The 15,883-nt window shown below is 54.2% G+C and carries 16 protein-coding genes; 5 read left to right on the forward strand and 11 right to left on the reverse strand.

The genetic code is table 11. The features are described from left to right. Nucleotides 1-48 precede the first annotated feature (48 nt). Complete coding sequence (locus THS27_RS03890; RefSeq protein WP_085588053.1) at nucleotides 49-1,149, forward strand: rhomboid family intramembrane serine protease; 1,101 nt, start codon at nucleotides 49-51, stop codon at nucleotides 1,147-1,149. A gap of 169 nt (nucleotides 1,150-1,318) precedes the next feature. Beyond that, nucleotides 1,319-2,359, forward strand: a complete 1,041-nt coding sequence (locus tag THS27_RS03895) for a zinc-dependent alcohol dehydrogenase family protein (RefSeq protein WP_085588055.1) — start codon at nucleotides 1,319-1,321, stop codon at nucleotides 2,357-2,359. Nucleotides 2,360-2,475: 116 nt separating this feature from the next. On the opposite strand, the gene THS27_RS03900 is transcribed toward THS27_RS03895, so the two are convergent. The 11 genes from THS27_RS03900 to rfaD form a co-directional block, all read right to left on the reverse strand. Next, a complete protein-coding gene (locus tag THS27_RS03900) occupies nucleotides 2,476-3,036 on the reverse strand; it encodes an invasion associated locus B family protein (RefSeq protein WP_168184818.1) in 561 nt (186 codons plus the stop codon). A 98-nt stretch (nucleotides 3,037-3,134) separates the two neighbouring features. Continuing rightward, nucleotides 3,135-3,875: a GMP synthase gene (locus THS27_RS03905; protein WP_085588059.1), complete on the reverse strand. Its 741-nt coding sequence runs from the start codon at nucleotides 3,873-3,875 to the stop codon at nucleotides 3,135-3,137. Between the two features lie 309 nt (nucleotides 3,876-4,184). Next, nucleotides 4,185-5,288 (reverse strand): redox-regulated ATPase YchF, encoded by a 1,104-nt coding sequence (gene ychF, locus THS27_RS03910; RefSeq protein WP_085588061.1) that lies wholly within the window; start codon nucleotides 5,286-5,288, stop codon nucleotides 4,185-4,187. 93 nt (nucleotides 5,289-5,381) lie between these two features. After that, complete coding sequence (pth, locus tag THS27_RS03915) at nucleotides 5,382-6,185, reverse strand: aminoacyl-tRNA hydrolase (protein WP_085588062.1); 804 nt, start codon at nucleotides 6,183-6,185, stop codon at nucleotides 5,382-5,384. Between the two features lie 15 nt (nucleotides 6,186-6,200). Further along, the gene (locus tag THS27_RS03920; RefSeq protein WP_085588064.1) at nucleotides 6,201-6,818 is read right to left on the reverse strand and encodes a 50S ribosomal protein L25/general stress protein Ctc; all 618 of its coding nucleotides are present in this window, start codon (nucleotides 6,816-6,818) and stop codon (nucleotides 6,201-6,203) included. A 123-nt stretch (nucleotides 6,819-6,941) separates the two neighbouring features. Then, complete coding sequence (locus tag THS27_RS03925; RefSeq protein ID WP_085588066.1) at nucleotides 6,942-7,874, reverse strand: ribose-phosphate pyrophosphokinase; 933 nt, start codon at nucleotides 7,872-7,874, stop codon at nucleotides 6,942-6,944. Nucleotides 7,875-8,253: 379 nt separating this feature from the next. Next, entirely contained in the window at nucleotides 8,254-9,249 is a 996-nt protein-coding gene (locus THS27_RS03930; RefSeq protein ID WP_085588068.1) for a hypothetical protein, read from the reverse strand. Between the two features lie 121 nt (nucleotides 9,250-9,370). After that, the gene (pgeF, locus tag THS27_RS03935) at nucleotides 9,371-10,192 is read right to left on the reverse strand and encodes a peptidoglycan editing factor PgeF (protein WP_246832829.1); all 822 of its coding nucleotides are present in this window, start codon (nucleotides 10,190-10,192) and stop codon (nucleotides 9,371-9,373) included. 50 nt (nucleotides 10,193-10,242) lie between these two features. Beyond that, on the reverse strand, nucleotides 10,243-11,376 hold the full coding sequence (locus tag THS27_RS03940) for a class I SAM-dependent methyltransferase (RefSeq protein ID WP_085588072.1): 1,134 nt from the start codon (nucleotides 11,374-11,376) through the stop codon (nucleotides 10,243-10,245). A gap of 4 nt (nucleotides 11,377-11,380) precedes the next feature. Beyond that, nucleotides 11,381-12,226 (reverse strand): prolipoprotein diacylglyceryl transferase, encoded by an 846-nt coding sequence (lgt, locus tag THS27_RS03945; protein WP_085588074.1) that lies wholly within the window; start codon nucleotides 12,224-12,226, stop codon nucleotides 11,381-11,383. 140 nt (nucleotides 12,227-12,366) lie between these two features. Beyond that, nucleotides 12,367-13,353: an ADP-glyceromanno-heptose 6-epimerase gene (gene rfaD / locus THS27_RS03950; protein WP_085588270.1), complete on the reverse strand. Its 987-nt coding sequence runs from the start codon at nucleotides 13,351-13,353 to the stop codon at nucleotides 12,367-12,369. Nucleotides 13,354-13,576: 223 nt separating this feature from the next. Between rfaD and THS27_RS03955 the strand changes: the two genes are divergently transcribed. From THS27_RS03955 to proC, 3 genes are all read left to right on the forward strand, one after another. After that, nucleotides 13,577-13,894, forward strand: a complete 318-nt coding sequence (locus THS27_RS03955; protein WP_085588076.1) for an accessory factor UbiK family protein — start codon at nucleotides 13,577-13,579, stop codon at nucleotides 13,892-13,894. A gap of 239 nt (nucleotides 13,895-14,133) precedes the next feature. Next, on the forward strand, nucleotides 14,134-14,640 hold the full coding sequence (locus tag THS27_RS03960) for a YbjN domain-containing protein (RefSeq protein WP_246832830.1): 507 nt from the start codon (nucleotides 14,134-14,136) through the stop codon (nucleotides 14,638-14,640). Nucleotides 14,641-15,020: 380 nt separating this feature from the next. Beyond that, nucleotides 15,021-15,836, forward strand: a complete 816-nt coding sequence (gene proC, locus THS27_RS03965; protein ID WP_085588078.1) for a pyrroline-5-carboxylate reductase — start codon at nucleotides 15,021-15,023, stop codon at nucleotides 15,834-15,836. The last annotated feature ends 47 nt before the right edge of the window (nucleotides 15,837-15,883 follow it).

Consider the following 15,883-nt stretch of genomic DNA (forward strand, 5'->3'; position numbering starts at 1 on the left):
ATCTGCTAACCTGCCGCGATAACAGGAACCATAACGGAAAAAACGCCGATGCTGCCGATCAAGGATAACAACCCCACCACCCTCACACCCTGGGTCACATGGGGATTGATTGCAGTGAATGTCGTGGTTTTTGTGATGACCTTGTCACTGGGCCATCGCGGCATTATTCGCGCCAATATCGAATTTGGTGCCATTCCCGCCGTGCTGTTTGGCAATATTGAATTGCCGCCCGAATTTTCGGTATTTCCACCCGGATTCGAATTTTTGACCATCTTTACTGCCATGTTCATGCATGGCGGCTGGATGCATATTGCCGGAAATATGCTGTATTTATGGGTATTTGGCAACAATGTCGAAGATGCGATGGGGCATTGGCGATTTCTGGCCTTTTACCTGCTGTGCGGGGTTGCCGCGGCCCTTGGCCATGCCGTGGCCGATACCACATCGCAAATCCCCATGATCGGGGCATCCGGCGCATTGGCTGGCGTTTTGGGGGCCTATTTTCTGCTGTTTCCCAAGGCGCGGGTATTGGTATGGTTTTTCTGGGTGCTGATTTTCTATGTCCCTGCCGTTGTCGTTTTAGGATTCTGGATTGGTATGCAGGTAATCAACCTGTCCACCGGGGTAAATGATGGCGTGGCATGGGCCGCCCATGTCGCAGGTTTTGCTGCCGGGTTACTGCTGATCCCGTTTTTCAAATACCGCCATGTCCCCTTGTGGCAGGGTGGCCCCAAACAACAGCCGGTTTTTGGTGTTTACCGGCCCGGTCGCCAGCGCCCGAATGCCGATGGATCGACACCGCAATTCAGTTTTAACGCTCCGCCCTGGGCTGCCGCCTATGAGCGTGAAAAAGCTGCAAAAAGAAATGCGCGACGCGGGTTTAATACCGGATCATCCAACAACAGCCAAAACACTCCCAAAAACGAACAGCCCGAAACCTGGACCTGGCAACCTGGAAGCACCATTTACGGCCATGACCTGAGCCAGACGGAAAACAAGCCATCGTCCCGCCCGGCCCGTCCGTGGGGCGAACCGCCGGCCCAATCGCACGGGCAATCGCCCGATACCGGGCCTAAACGGCATGGTATTGGCGTTCCTGGCGTACCCCGTTCACACCGTAATAACGACGAAAATGGCAACAACACCTAAATACCTGTAATCAGGACGATGACCGAACAGCAATAGACGCGACAGCCGTACAGAAACTTTATGATCAATGTTTTGCCGATTGACCAAAGCGCATTACGATATTGAAATTACGTGACTTAACCGGAAACAGAATGTATCCGGTCGATACCAGATTTTGTGGAGAAACCCGATGCTTGCTGCCTGTTTTGAAGAGTTCCAGGGCCCGATCGAGATTCAAAAACTGCAAGACCCTGAACCGGGCGATCATGGTGTTGTGATTGAGGTGGGTGCCACCGGCCTGTGTCGCAGTGACTGGCACGGCTGGATGGGCCACGATTCCGATGTTCATTTGCCCCACGTACCGGGCCATGAATTTGCCGGTAAAATCGTTGCAACGGGCAAACACATCCAGCGCTTTAAAATTGGTGACCGGGTAACAGTGCCATTTGTTTCAGGGTGCGGGCATTGTCCGCAATGCCATAGTGGCAACCAGCAAATTTGTGATCAGCAATTTCAGCCCGGTTTTACCGCCTGGGGCAGCTTTGCCCAATATGTTGCCATTGATTATGCCGACGGCAACCTGGTAACCCTGCCCGACAGCATGGATTACGTCACCGCTGCCAGCCTTGGCTGCCGGTTTGCCACCAGTTTTCGCGGGGTGATTGACCAGGGGCAGGTTCGCGCCGGGCAATGGGTCGCGGTGCATGGCTGTGGCGGCGTCGGGCTTTCTGCCATCATGATTGCACAGGCGGCCGGGGCCAATGTTATTGCCATTGATATTGACGACGAAAAACTGGATTTTGCCAAAACCATTGGCGCCAATTACACACTTAATGCCAAAAGCATCGTCGATATCCCCGCTGCCATTCGTGATTTGTCACATGGCGGCGCACATGTTTCGGTCGACGGGCTGGGCAGTGCGGTTACGTGTTTTAATTCGGTTTCATGCCTGCGCAAGCGTGGCAAACACATCCAGATCGGCCTTATGACCGGTGATCATGCCCATGCCAAAATACCAATGGACCGGGTTGTTGCCCATGAACTGGAAGTTTTAGGTAGCCACGGGATGCAGGCATTTCGCTATGATGCGATGCTCGATATGGTGGCAAGTGGCAAAATCGCGCCGCAAAAGCTGATTGGTGATCGCGTTACATTGGCCGAAGGTGCAACTGCCCTTATGAATATGGACAGCTTTGTCGGCACAGGTGTTACCGTGATCGACCGGTTTTAAACAACACATTTCCCTGCCAAACACCACACATGCAAAATGCCGAATACCGCCAGATAACGGTATTCGGCATTCAACATTTACAATCGATATTTCCGATTAAAAAGTTCAGTTAATGTCTAGCTTGGGCTGATTGAATTCAGCGCTGCGGTAAAGCCGGTCAGCGATGCCTTGATGACCTGGGTTTGCTCATTACCCCAGGCACGGAAACCAACAAACAGGGTGGCGCCAGCCTTCATTGCCGCAACCAGGTCATCGGACATAACCAATGCCGCATCACAGCCCGCATTGGTGCATTTACCGTAAATAACCTTCATTTCGCTGCCATCATCCACCTTGATAACAATACCCGGGCGCAAATCAACGCCAAGTGGTAATTGCATGGTCAAAATCGAGACTTCGGCTTTGGTTTTTGGGTTAACCGCCTTTTGCACGGTTACGGCCAGAATACGGCCAACCGTTTCCTTTTTGCCCTCGACGTCCTTTTGCAGGAAAACCTGTTGGCCAATCTGGCAACGATCAGGGTTTTTGTCGTCGCATTCCTTTTTCCACAACGGGCCTTTGCTTGCCGCCGGGTCAGCATTTTGTGCCATTGCCGGGGCTGTACCCGCCGCAACCGCCATAAACGCGCCAACAGCCGCAAACACACAACGAACCATCGTCGCCTTGCCAAACAGCATTCCTAATTCTCCCGCTATCATGAAAATGGCGCATTCAGATGAGGGGTATAGATTTCCCACACCCTGCGCACTTGAGACTTATCCTATGGTCTATCCAACTAACGATCCTGTGTCGAGAGACTTGATATCCCGACACCAGGTGAAAGAACCTTACGCGCGAAACCAGCGAACCATTCGCCAAATGCAGCATCAAATGCCTGGCGTCCGGCACGTTGCTGGTCGGGGTTTTGCGCATTAGGGCGATTTGTTTTTTCTGCCGCACGTTCCAGCCAGCTTTCATGAATATCATCGTCAACTTCGGGGTGAAACTGAATCCCCCATATCCGGCGATCAACATGATAGGCCTGGTTGGGAAACACATCACCCGTCATTAACAATTCGCCCCCCGGGGGCACGTCAAATCCTTCACTGTGCCAGTGATAGACCATCATATTGGCAGGAAAAAGGTCACGTCCCGCATCGGTCGCATAAGCCGGATAATACCCGATTTCGGTTTTTTCCCCTTTATCGGGCTGAACAACCGCGCCCAGATTGCGCGCCATCATTTGCGCCCCCAGGCAGATCCCCAAATACCAGGCATCGGACTGCACCACATTTGGCAGCCATTCCATGATGCGCGCTACATTGGGTTCATGATCGTCATTGGCACTCATGGGGCCACCAAACACGATGACGCCCTGCCACGGCGACAGATCAGCAGGCAAAACATCACCTTCACCCGGACGACGAATATCAAACTCGTATCCAAGTTCGGCCAGAACCCGGCCAACCCGGCCAGGGCGACCATGGGCAGAATTAAAAACCAGAAGAACCTTTGCCAGCCCCGAAAAACAATTCACTGCGAAGTCCCTATCTTTATCCGTCCTGTCGGTTTCTGATGCAAACTGGTCATCCCGCCCGGCGCACAAGGTTCAAACACCGGTACCGGTCTGTTTGGTTGCCTACGCCATTGTCACCCATCGGGCAGTGTTAAGGCTTTGCATCATTCCAGATAAATCAGGGTGACGGGTGCGTTGCACAAACGCAAGCAGGGAATGGTAAAAAATGCCCCTTTCGGGCCATTTTGCGCCGTTTCGCGATCGCCAGATACAAAAAGGCCGCCACGCATAAACGTGACGGCCCCGAATTTTGATCACCCGAGAACGGGATCAGACATTGAATTTAAAGTGGAAAATATCGCCATCCTTAACGATATAGCCTTTGCCTTCCTGACGCAGCTTGCCCGCATCGCGCGCGCCCGATTCACCATTGCAGGCAATAAAATCGTCATAGGCCATGGTTTCGGCCTTAATGAACCCGCGTTCAAAATCGGTATGGATCACACCGGCCGCATTGGGTGCCGTTGCACCGTTAAACACGGTCCAGGCGCGGGCTTCTTTCGGACCAACCGTAAAGAAGGTCAGAAGATCGAGCAATTTATAACCTTCGCGAATAACGCGGGTCAGGCCGGTTTCTTCAAGGCCAAGGCTTTCGAGGAATTCCTGCTTTTCTTCGGCACTTTCAAGCAAGGCAACCTCGGATTCAATCGCGGCAGACACCACAACCGAACGTGCGCCCTGTGAGGCGGCCATTTCGGCAACCTTGGCCGAAAATTCGTTGCCTTCAGCAGCACTGTCTTCATCAACATTGCAGGCGTAAAGCACAGGCTTGCTGGTCAGAAGCTGCAACATGCGAAATGCCTTGGCTTCATCGTCATTGTTGATTTCAACAATACGGGCCGGTTTGCCTTCGCGCAAAACAGCAAGGGTACGCTCAACCATTTCAAGGGTCAGCTTGGCGTCCTTGTCATTGCCTTTGGCCCGCTTTTGCAAACCCGTAACGCGCTTTTCCAGGCTTTCCATATCAGCCAGCATCAGTTCGGTTTCGATGGTTTCCGCATCGCGAACCGGGTCAACCGAGCCTTCAACATGGGTGATGTCGCCATCTTCAAAGCAGCGCAAAACATGCACAATAGCGTCGGTTTCGCGAATATTGGCCAAAAACTGGTTCCCCAGCCCTTCACCCTTGGATGCACCACGCACCAGACCGGCAATATCAACAAATTCCAGCTGGGTCGGAATGATGGTTGCCGATTTGGAAATGGCAACGATTTTGTCCAAGCGATCATCAGGAACGCTGACACGGCCCGTATTGGGTTCAATCGTGCAGAACGGAAAATTGGCCGCTTCGGCGGCTGCCGTCTGTGTCAGGGCGTTAAACAGGGTCGATTTGCCAACATTGGGCAGACCAACGATACCACATTTGAATCCCATCTTTCCGGGCTCCGTCACATCTGAATTTTACATATCACCAAGGATGCCGCAGCGCGACCAACCCATGGCACTTATAATCGTGTCGTCGAATTCTTATTTCTTCAGGCCAAAGGCCCTGGCAAGGGCCTGCGCCATTGTTGAGGGCGCACTATTTTGTTTGTCTCCCTGGGCGACCATTTCAGCACGGCGGACAGCCCCGTTACCAAGATCATCCATCGTCGGGCCGGCATCATCACCCGTTGCCCCGGGCTGAGCCGCATCGCCTTTATTTTTTCCGGCGCTGCCTGCTTTGCCTGCCTTGGGCGGTTTGGGGGCCTTTGGCTTGGGCGGGGTTACCAGATTGGCAACCTTGCTCATAAATGCGCTATCATCACCCGCGATAAGGCGCGGCAATTCCTGCGCGACCCCGTCGATCAAAGCTGATAACCAGCCGGTTTGTTCGGATTTCGAAAAATCCCCCAACACATGCCCATGCACACGCGCCTTGTCGCCCGGATGACCAATGCCCAACCTTACCCGGCGATATTCCTTGCCACAATGGGCGTCGATGGATCGCAGGCCATTGTGGCCGCCGTGCCCGCCTGCCCGTTTGACCCGCAATTTACCCGGTGGCAAATCAAGCTCGTCATGCAGGACAATCACGTCTTCAATCGGAATTTTGTAAAATCGCAGCACCTCGCCGACCGATTGCCCGGACAGGTTCATAAAGGTTTCCGGCTTTAACACCAAAACTTTGGTGCCGCCAATGTCGCCTTCGGCCACTTGCCCCTGAAACTTGCGTCGCCAGGGGCCAAAAGAATGGCGGCGGACGATTTCGTCCGCCGCCATAAAGCCGATATTGTGACGATTGCCGGCATATCCCGAACCCGGGTTTCCCAGTCCAACCACCAAAAACATCGCAAGTCCCCGATTTTATTCTTCGGTTGCTTCTTCTTCATCGCCAGCGGCGTTATCTTCGGATTTCAAAGATGACGGTGCAGCAATGGTCGCAACGGTGAAGTCACGGTCGGTAATGGTCGGCTCAGAACCAGCCGGCAAGGTCGTTGCCGAAATGTGAACCGAGTCGCCAACTTCGAAACCGGTCAAATCGAAGACCAGCTCTTCCGGAATTGCCTTCGGATCGCAGTTGAGTTCAACATCGTGACGAACGATGTTCAGAACGCCACCGCGTTTCAGGCCCGGAGATTTTTCTTCGTTGATAAAGCGAACCGGAACTTCAACCGTCAGCTTGTGATCTTTTGCGAAACGCAGAAGGTCAACATGCATCGGTTCGTCGGTCACTTTGTCAAACTGAACATCGCGCGGCAGAACGTCGTAAGACGTGCCAGCAACATCAATGGTCAGAACGTGCGAGAAGAAACCCGGCTTGTGCAGCAGTTTCACGAGCGGACGCGGGTCAATCTGGAACATAACAGGATCCTGTTTTGCACCATAGATGACACCAGGGACCATACCGGCACGACGCACGGCACGGGCGGCCCCCTTTCCAGCCCGTTCACGGATTTCCGCAGTAAGAGTGGCATTTGCCATCGGAAAAGCTCCTTGAACTAAGACAGTATCGTTTCCGCAGGTCGGTGTGATTCACCGCTGAAAGCCCACGAAAACAAGCGCGCTGGCCTCCAGGGGTGCCAGCGCTGCGAGGGCGTTATACCCTCAATCGAAAAGAACGGAAACAGATTTTTCTTCAGAAATCCGCCGAATTGCTTCTGCCATCAGCGGAGCAACCGGTAACTGACGAATTTTGCTGCACCCACGTACCGCATCCGATGCCTTGATCGAGTCGGTTGTGACAACTTCGCTCATCGGGGAATTGGCAATACGTTCAACTGCCGGGCCAGACAAAACACCATGGCTGACATAGGCCGCAACCGATGACGCGCCACGTTCTTTTAACGCCGTGGCGGCGTTGCACAGGGTACCTGCCGAATCAACAATATCGTCAACCAGAATGCAGGCCGCATCCTTGACATCGCCAATAACATGCATGACTTCGGAAATGCCTGCCTTGGGGCGACGTTTGTCGATAATCGCCAGTTCGGCATCCAGGCGTTTTGCCACCGAACGCGCACGGGCCACACCGCCCACATCAGGGCTGACGATCACCAGTTTCTGGCCATCAAACTTTGCACGAATGTCGCTGGTCAAAACCGGGGATGCAAACAGGTTATCAAGCGGAATATCGAAAAAACCCTGAATCTGGCCTGCATGCAAATCCATGGTCAGAACACGGTCGGCACCGGCAACTGTAATCAGGTTGGCGACCAGCTTGGCCGAGATCGGCGTGCGGGGGCCAGATTTACGATCCTGACGGGCATATCCGAAATAGGGCATGACAGCCGTGATACGACGTGCCGAACCACGGCGCAGCGCATCAAGCATCACCAACATTTCCATCAGGTTGTCGTTGGCGGGGAAAGATGTGCTCTGAATCACAAAAACGTCCTCACCGCGGACGTTTTCCTGAATTTCACACCAGATTTCCTGATCGGAGAATCGTTTAACATCTGCACGGGTAAGCGGCAGATTCAAATGATCCGCAATCGATTCGGCAAGGGGAAGATTGCTGTTACAGGCGAGGATTTTCATTGTGGGGCCTCGGTTTATGGGTGCCGGGAAAGCGAAAAAATGCCTACGCAGCCCCCCATAGGGACCGCGGCGGCTTTATACCCAGACCTTAACAGTCTGTAAATGGTCGCTATGGCTAACAGCGCGGTCTTTTCACGCATGAAAGATATGCGTTGCAGCCCTTATCCATTGCCTGCACATCTTATGGGGGCCAGGCAGATCGCATACAACACCGCAGGTGGTATTTCATTTCTTTTAAAATACCACGAGATTTCAAACACCGATTGCCCCGGCACAACGGCACGGCGGCACAGCAAGGCCCAAAGTATTAATGTCGATTGCGAAACCTGCGCGACAAAACGCCGCAATCATCAGCAGGCACGACCACCAGGATGGCGTTTTATTTATCGGCCCGAAGCAAAAGCCCCCTGTCACGGGCGATTTGGCCCAGCGCCCCTTCAAGGGCATCAACCGCCGCCTGGGCGGCAAGAGATGCAATACTGCCCCAGCGATGGTCAAGTTTGCCATGTGGTACGGCATTATCCTGCGTCATCTGGCCCAGTTCATGGCCACTATCGTCTAGCAACACCCAGTCGATGGTCACGCGGTCCAGCTCGGGGGGGCTGTTTCCTTTTTTCACCGGCTGCACATTAATCGACGCCGACAGCACAATGCTTTCCGGGTCGATATCGGTGCTGATCGCAATTCCCTTGGCCTGCAAAAAGGCCCGGGCGGACCGTTGCAGGGCTTCATTGCCATCACCCGGCGCCCCGGCAAAATCAACAAGGGCCACCTTTAACGGCTTGGCCATCACCATCGATGTGCGGTCACCGCTAACTTTACCGACAACCCATTTGGCAGGGGCGGTTACCAGTTGGTCAAATTCCTGCTCCGCCGGGCTTTCCTTTATCCCTTCCGGTGTCAGGGCACTAAGTTTGCGGGCAATATCGGGCGGCACATTCATGGTGCCGTCTTCGGGTGACTTTGGCGCATCGGCAAACCAGCTTTGCGCTGTGATCTGGCCGTTATTGGCGGTCGAATCAATTGCCAGTCCCTGATTGTTATACAAAACCCAGGTTACATCCACATGTGCAAACCGGGCATCATCAAGACGGGCAATAACATTGGGATGTAAAACATAAGTCCCTTCTGACGGGTCTTCCGAATAGGCGGCAATATCGCTGGCGCGCAAGGCACGAACCATTGCCCGGGCCAGATGCCGTGCCGCCCCGTCGGGCAAATCATTTGCAACATCAACCTTGATCGTTGCAGCATCGGGCACATCGATCAATTGCGGGTCGCCCTCGCGCCCGGCACCTTCAAACGGACGCGGTAATTTGCCACAGGCAGCAAGGGCAAAAACCAGCACCATCACAGTTACGAAACGCACGGTCATCAACTTACACATGGGTCACATTATCGCGACACAGCCAATCATCGAGGCAACGATGATAAAGGCAAACAACATGATCATATGGGGCACGCGCAGAAACCTCCTGCAATCGAGGGTGGGCAGTTCAGGATAAAGCCCGGGTTAACATGATCGCCGAAAGCTGGCGGCCGTAATCGGGCTCACCGCGCAATGTCGTGCGGCGGTAACTGTAAAACAGGTCTTCTTCGGCCAGTGTATCACGCGCCAGCAACTCAACCGTCGCAATCCCTGTATCCAGCGTTCGGCGATAAACATATTGCGGCAAATCGAACATATAGTGCCCGGCGCGAACAGATGGATCAAACAGATCGGCATCCCCGCGCGGCCCTGTTAGAATTTTATCGCGAAAGCCGCTATCGACCTCGTAGGAAGCGCGCCCGATACAGGGGCCAATGGCGGCGATAATATTGTCGCGTGTTGCCCCCAGTTTTTCCATTGCGCAAACGGTGCTTTCGGAAATACCGGCAAACGACCCGCGCCAGCCCGAATGGGCAGCACCAATAACGCCTTTAACCGGGTCGCAAAACAAAACCGGCGTGCAATCGGCTGTCAAAATACCCAGCATCACATTTGCACGGTCTGTTACCATGGCATCGGCACGCGGGGTTTCCGCGCGCGACAGGGGCCGGTCAAGATGGGCCACATCAACACCATGCACCTGATAAACCGTTGTCAGCCTGTCCGCCGTGGTGCCAAATGCGGCCGCGGCACGGTTACGGTTTTCAGCAACAATGTCATGGTCATCATCAGACCCGAAACCCACATTCAACCCGGCGTGAATACCATTGCTGGCACCGCCCTTACGGGTAAAGAAACCGTGCTTTAACCCGCTCACCGTCCCTAGGCTTTCAGTTTCCAGAAATGAAACACCGTTATTGGCCCCGGCACGTTTCGTATTCTCAGTCACCCTCATCCTCCGCCCGGCTCTTTCCGGTTACAAACAGGCAATATCAACGATCAACCTTCAACACCACTCACACAAGGGGGTGGTGCCGTTTCCCGACCATAGGCGATCAACGCTTTAAAAAGTGTTCCCATCTGGTCCGCATCAATCAGGCGCTTTAAGGCGGCATCAATGGCAATCGCCTGATCGGGTGTTGCAGACTGTTTTAAAAGTTCTGCCCGGGCGTCGATGCCCAGCATTTTTAAAAAGGTACCCTGCCCCAACACCGCCCCCGTGCGCGCATCAGCCTGCTCGAATGTGCGTGACAATGCACCAAAATCGACATGCGTGGTTAAATCGGCATCGCCGGGATTGGACAGAACCGGGTGAAATTTGTGCTGGCGTAACGCCTGCAAGGTATCGCCAAAGCCGCTATGGGCGTGCCCGTAATCGATCATAAGGGCCGCCCCGCCATCGCGGTTAATGCGCTTCGCAACCTGATCAGCAATCGAAATGGCCAGTGAGGATGTTTCAAAAACATCATTGATCTTGGCCATGCCACGCAAGGTAACCGGCACCAACGCATCCGTCATCGGGGCCAGCCCGCCGCTAACAAAGCATAATTCATCGGTTTCGCTGGCAATGGCCACCAGCCGTTCACGCCAGCCATCCTTGCCAAACTGAAACTGACGCACCGGCAAGGCATCAAAAAATTCGTTGGCAATGACGATCATAGGGGCATTTTGCGTATCGGGAATATCGTCAAAATTATCGTGCCAGACAGCCGGAATACCATATTCCATAATCGCGGTTTGCTGACGGCTGCGCAAAACCGGGCTGGTTTCGACAAACCGCACTGTCACGGCATCGGCAAAGCCGGGCACGTTGCGCACGGCACGCAAGGCATCCGCCATCAGGGTGCCCCGCCCCGGCCCCATTTCCACCAGATGCACCCGCGACGGACTGCTCATTTGTTGCCAGGTAACGGCGGCCCACAGGCCTATCAGTTCGCCAAACATCTGGCTGATCTCGGGGGCGGTCACGAAATCACCGGCCTGACCAAACGGGTCCTGCTTGCGATAATATCCCCATTGCGGATGAGCCAATGCCTCGGCCATGTAATCGGCCACGGTTATCGGCCCGGAAATGGCAATCCGGCGTTTCAAATGGTCGAGAAGCGGGCTGGATGCTTTGTCTTTGTCGGTCATAATATCAGGATTTTGCCGTTTTGGTTTTGGTGTCGTCTTCGGGCTTTGTGCCAACCAGTGCCGGGCGGCTAAGGCCATAAATGGCAACCCCTGCCCCGACCAGAACCATTGGCACCGACAAAAGCTGCCCCATTGTCGCACCAAACATCAGATACCCAAGTTGCTGGTCAGGCTGGCGGAAAAATTCGACGATGATGCGGCAAATGCCGTAACCAGCCAGGAACGTTCCCCCCACAACACCAGGGTGGGATCGCATTTTTTCGCTGCGGGCCAGAGCAAACAAAATACAAAAAAGCGCGATGCCTTCCAGCCCGGCTTCGTAAAGCTGGCTGGGATGGCGCGGTTCCGGCCCGCCCCGCGGAAACACCATGCCCCAGGGCACATCAGTGGTGCGACCAAACAGTTCACCATTAATGAAATTGGCGATACGACCAAAAAACAGGCCAATGGGTGCCGCGGCTGCCACGGCATCAACCACACCCAAAAACGAAATGCCGCGCAATCTGGCAAAACAGAAAACTGCGATGATTACGCCCAGCATTCCGCCATGGAATGACATACCGCCTTCCCACACCTTAAGGATATGCGACGGATTGGCGAGATAAAAATCCAGGTTATAAAACAGAACATACCCTGTCCGCCCCCCCAGAATGACCCCCAGGGTTGCCCAGAACAACAGATCATCGACCTGGTTTCGCGTCATCACATAGGGCGGCTTGTTGATATAAGCCAGGGTATAACGCCAGCCGATAATCAGCCCGGCAATATAGGCCAGGGCATACCAGCGGATTGCCAGCGGGCCAATGGCAATGGCGATGGGATCGATTGCCGGAAAGGCAAGACTGAGCATCGAGGCGCACTCCGTTCGGATGGCAGGTTTGCGTTAACGCCCTGATCAATCAGCACAAGGCGGCAGGAACATGGCACTGTCACACCACCATGCCAGAAAATCCCCTGACCAGGCGTGACAGTATTTAAACTTATCGGGATTTAACGAAACGGGTCGTCCGTCGCAAGGAAGTCCTGCACATATTGACGCACCCCTTCTTCAAGCGGCGTCATCGGCGCATCATAACCACACGCCCGCAGCTTGGACATATCAGCCTGGGTAAAATACTGGTATTTATCGCGAATGGCTTCGGGGGTTGGCACAAATTTAATGTCGGGTTCCTTACCCATGGCAGCAAATACCGCCAGGGCCAAATCCTTGAAACTGCGTGCTTCACCCGTACCAATGTTAAACAGGTCGGAAACATCAGGATGGTCGTATAACCACATAATGATGTTCACCACATCCCCAACCCAGACAAAATCGCGCAGTTGCCCGCCATCTTCATAATCGGGATGATGCGATTGAAACAGGGTTGCCTGTTCACCGGCCGCCAGTTTGTCATGCATTTGCGACACAACAGATCGCATCCCGCCCTTGTGATATTCATTCGGGCCATAAACATTGAAAAACTTCAGCCCGGCCCATTGCTTGGGCCGAAATCCGTTTTGATCGAGGATTCGGCGAAACCGGCGATCGGTCGCATGTTTGGACCAGCCGTAGGCATTTAACGGCTGTAATTTTGCCAGTTCGTCCTGTTCAAACACATCGGCAAAGCCCTGTTTGCCATCGCCATAGGTGGCGGCAGACGATGCATAAATCAAACGTGCGCTGTGGCGCGAACACCATTCCCACAAAAACGTGGTCAGTTTAAAATTATTGGCAACGATCTTGTCGGCGTCACGCTCTGTCGTGGCAGAAATAGCCCCCATATGAAATATCGTATCAATGTCATTGGGGTGCGCTTCGAGGAATGCAGGCAATTCATCGGGGTGGATAATATCGCGCAATTCGCGTTTGGCGATATTGCGCCATTTAATGCCATCGCGCAGGCGATCGACCACCACAATATCGGTTTCACCGCGATCTTGCAGGGCTGCAACAATATTGGACCCGATAAACCCGGCCCCGCCTGTAACGATAAGCATCGTGTTCTCCTGCTTTTGCTGCGCCCCGCTGGTGAACGCCTTGCGCATGCTATAAACTGTTTTTCCGGTTGCTTTTATAGGCATGCCCGCGCAACAGGGCAAGGTAACTGCACATCACAAAACAGCTATGTCATACAATATGTCTTCGTTGCTTGCCCCAACCGGGCATCGCACCATATTATGGTAAATCAGATTAAAACCGATTTACCAGCCGGAGCCCGAAATGCAGATCAACAATCGCCTTCTTGATGACCTTACCCGTGTAACCAACAGTGCCCTGGGCACCATGACCGGGGTTAAGGGCGAGGTTGATGCACTTGTGCGCCAGCAATTTGAAAAAATCCTGATCAATATGGACCTGGTCACGCGCGAGGAATTTGACGTGGTGCGCGATATTGCCACCAAAGCCACCCAGCGCGCCGACGCCCTTGAGGCACAGGTTACCACCCTTGAAGACCGGCTGGCCAAACTGGAAGCTGCCAGCAAACCGGCGGCAAAAACCACGACCAAGGCCGCAAGCAGCAAACCGGCAAGCAAATAAGATAAACCACACGCGCAAACCCGCCCTACGCGCGGGGACGGGCCAGGAACCGATACGCCACACACCCAAAAGACCCTGTCGCCCTGGGACGTTAACCGCATCGCCGGGCAATTCAACTAGCGGGTCTGTTCATGCCGGGTGACAAATGCCGTTCAGCCCTGTATCCACAGTGGTTGCAAGCGAACGGCGAGCGCCCTATAGTGCGCGCCCTTTGGCGATACAAACTAGATTGAATTTATATGAACGACCTTATGCAGGATAACGGCGAAATCGACGACGACAACCCGCTGTTGCTTGTCGAGGATATTGCCCAGACCAACCAGTGGAACCTGGAACGGCGCAGCGCAGACGAAATCGTTGTCGAAATCCCCGGTCACTGGTGTACGTATCTTGTGTATTTCACGTGGCGCGACGATGCCGAAGCATTGCACATTGCCTGCTGTTTCGATCTGTTTGTGCCCGACCCGATTCGCCCGCGCATCTACGAGTTGCTGGCCAAATGTAATGAGCAATTGTGGATTGGTCATTTCGGATTATGGCTGGACGAAAACATGCCGCTGTTTCGCCACACCCTGTTATTTGGTGGCGATGTGCCCCCGGCAACCGAGCAGTTTGAAGAACTGATCGAAATCGCAATTTCCGAATGCGAACGCTTTTTTCCGGCCTTCAACTTTGTTCTTGGCGAAGGCAAAAGCCCCGATGAAGCCCTTGCCAGTTCAATGCTGGAACCTGTCGGCCAGGCATAGGGCTTTCTGTTTTCTTCAAAAAACGCCTTGTTAATCACCTCGCCCCCGGCGAGGTGTTTTGCTTTTGCTATATATTAGGGCCATGCCCTTTCATCCGCTTGTGGCAAAATCTTCATTTTTTCAGGATTAGACCCATCAGATAAAATGAACGCCAATCTCGATGCCTGCAGGATTTTCTCCATTGCCACGCGCTAAATTCAACCAATTATCGCGCCAAAGGTTTTTGGGCGACACCATGACGGGGCTTTGCATCAGAACCTTGCAAACCCGGCGACTTGACCCACCTTCATAACAACGCTACGGCTTTTGGCTGGCCCGTTCACCGGGCATTCGTCCAATTTGCGCCAGACAGGCGACATCGTAACGGAGCAAGACAAGACATGAAAACACGGTTGTTGCTGGTAGGCTGCGGAAAAATGGGTGGCGCCATGCTCGAAGGCTGGCTGGCACGCGGCCTGAACGCCGACAATGTATATGTGATCGAACAGGCCGACACTGCCGAAAACCTGGAAACCCGCCTGGGTATTCACGGCATCACCGACCTTGCCGACATGCCCGACAGTTTTATCCCCCAGGTGGTTTTACTGGCCGTAAAGCCACAGGTCTTGCCCGACATTATTGACCTTTACAAACCACTGGTGCGCGCGGAAACGGTGTTTCTTTCGGTTGCAGCGGGCCGCACGACCGCATTTTTCACCGAACACCTGGGCGAAACCGCCCGCATTGTGCGCGCCATGCCCAATACGCCCGCCTCTGTTTCACGCGGCATGACCGTGATGTTCCCCACCGACTATGTCAGTGCTGCCCAGCGCGACATGTGCGAAGTTTTATTGCAGGCTGTTGGTGAAGTATCCTGGATTAACGATGAAAACCTGATGGATGCGGTTACCGCCGTTTCCGGCAGCGGCCCGGCCTATGTTTTCCACATGGTTGAAGCCCTGGCACAGGCAGGCGTCACGGCCGGGCTGCCCGCTGAGCAGGCCATGCTTCTGGCGCGGCAAACAGTTGTCGGCGCAGGATTTTTGCTTGATAGCAGCCCTGACACCGCCGAAACCCTGCGTAAAAACGTCACCAGCCCCGGTGGCACCACCGCAGCCGCCCTTGATGTATTGATGAACCCGGAAGACGGAATGCCCGCCCTGTTTGCCCGCGCCGTCGAGGCCGCCCGCAAACGGTCGGTCGAACTGGCGGGGTAACGCATTCATGTGCCGGGCGCGCCGCATCACGCGACGGCCCGGCATGT

This window comes from Thalassospira sp. MCCC 1A01428, from assembly GCF_002115825.1.
In the GTDB taxonomy this organism is placed as follows: Bacteria; Pseudomonadota; Alphaproteobacteria; order Rhodospirillales; family Thalassospiraceae; genus Thalassospira.

Bases quoted from the DNA above. Each gene is read 5' to 3' on its own strand.
- THS27_RS03890 (WP_085588053.1), top strand. From the start codon at position 49: ATGCTGCCGATCAAGGATAACAACCCCACCACCCTCACACCCTGGGTC.
- THS27_RS03895 (WP_085588055.1), top strand. From the start codon at position 1,319: ATGCTTGCTGCCTGTTTTGAAGAGTTCCAGGGCCCGATCGAGATTCAA.
- THS27_RS03900 (WP_168184818.1), bottom strand. From the start codon at position 3,036: ATGCTGTTTGGCAAGGCGACGATGGTTCGTTGTGTGTTTGCGGCTGTT.
- ychF (WP_085588061.1), bottom strand. From the start codon at position 5,288: ATGGGATTCAAATGTGGTATCGTTGGTCTGCCCAATGTTGGCAAATCG.
- pth (WP_085588062.1), bottom strand. From the start codon at position 6,185: ATGTTTTTGGTGGTTGGACTGGGAAACCCGGGTTCGGGATATGCCGGC.
- THS27_RS03920 (WP_085588064.1), bottom strand. From the start codon at position 6,818: ATGGCAAATGCCACTCTTACTGCGGAAATCCGTGAACGGGCTGGAAAG.
- THS27_RS03925 (WP_085588066.1), bottom strand. From the start codon at position 7,874: ATGAAAATCCTCGCCTGTAACAGCAATCTTCCCCTTGCCGAATCGATT.
- THS27_RS03930 (WP_085588068.1), bottom strand. From the start codon at position 9,249: ATGACCGTGCGTTTCGTAACTGTGATGGTGCTGGTTTTTGCCCTTGCT.
- THS27_RS03940 (WP_085588072.1), bottom strand. From the start codon at position 11,376: ATGACCGACAAAGACAAAGCATCCAGCCCGCTTCTCGACCATTTGAAA.
- lgt (WP_085588074.1), bottom strand. From the start codon at position 12,226: ATGCTCAGTCTTGCCTTTCCGGCAATCGATCCCATCGCCATTGCCATT.
- rfaD (WP_085588270.1), bottom strand. From the start codon at position 13,353: ATGCTTATCGTTACAGGCGGGGCCGGGTTTATCGGGTCCAATATTGTT.
- THS27_RS03955 (WP_085588076.1), top strand. From the start codon at position 13,577: ATGCAGATCAACAATCGCCTTCTTGATGACCTTACCCGTGTAACCAAC.
- THS27_RS03960 (WP_246832830.1), top strand. From the start codon at position 14,134: ATGAACGACCTTATGCAGGATAACGGCGAAATCGACGACGACAACCCG.
- proC (WP_085588078.1), top strand. From the start codon at position 15,021: ATGAAAACACGGTTGTTGCTGGTAGGCTGCGGAAAAATGGGTGGCGCC.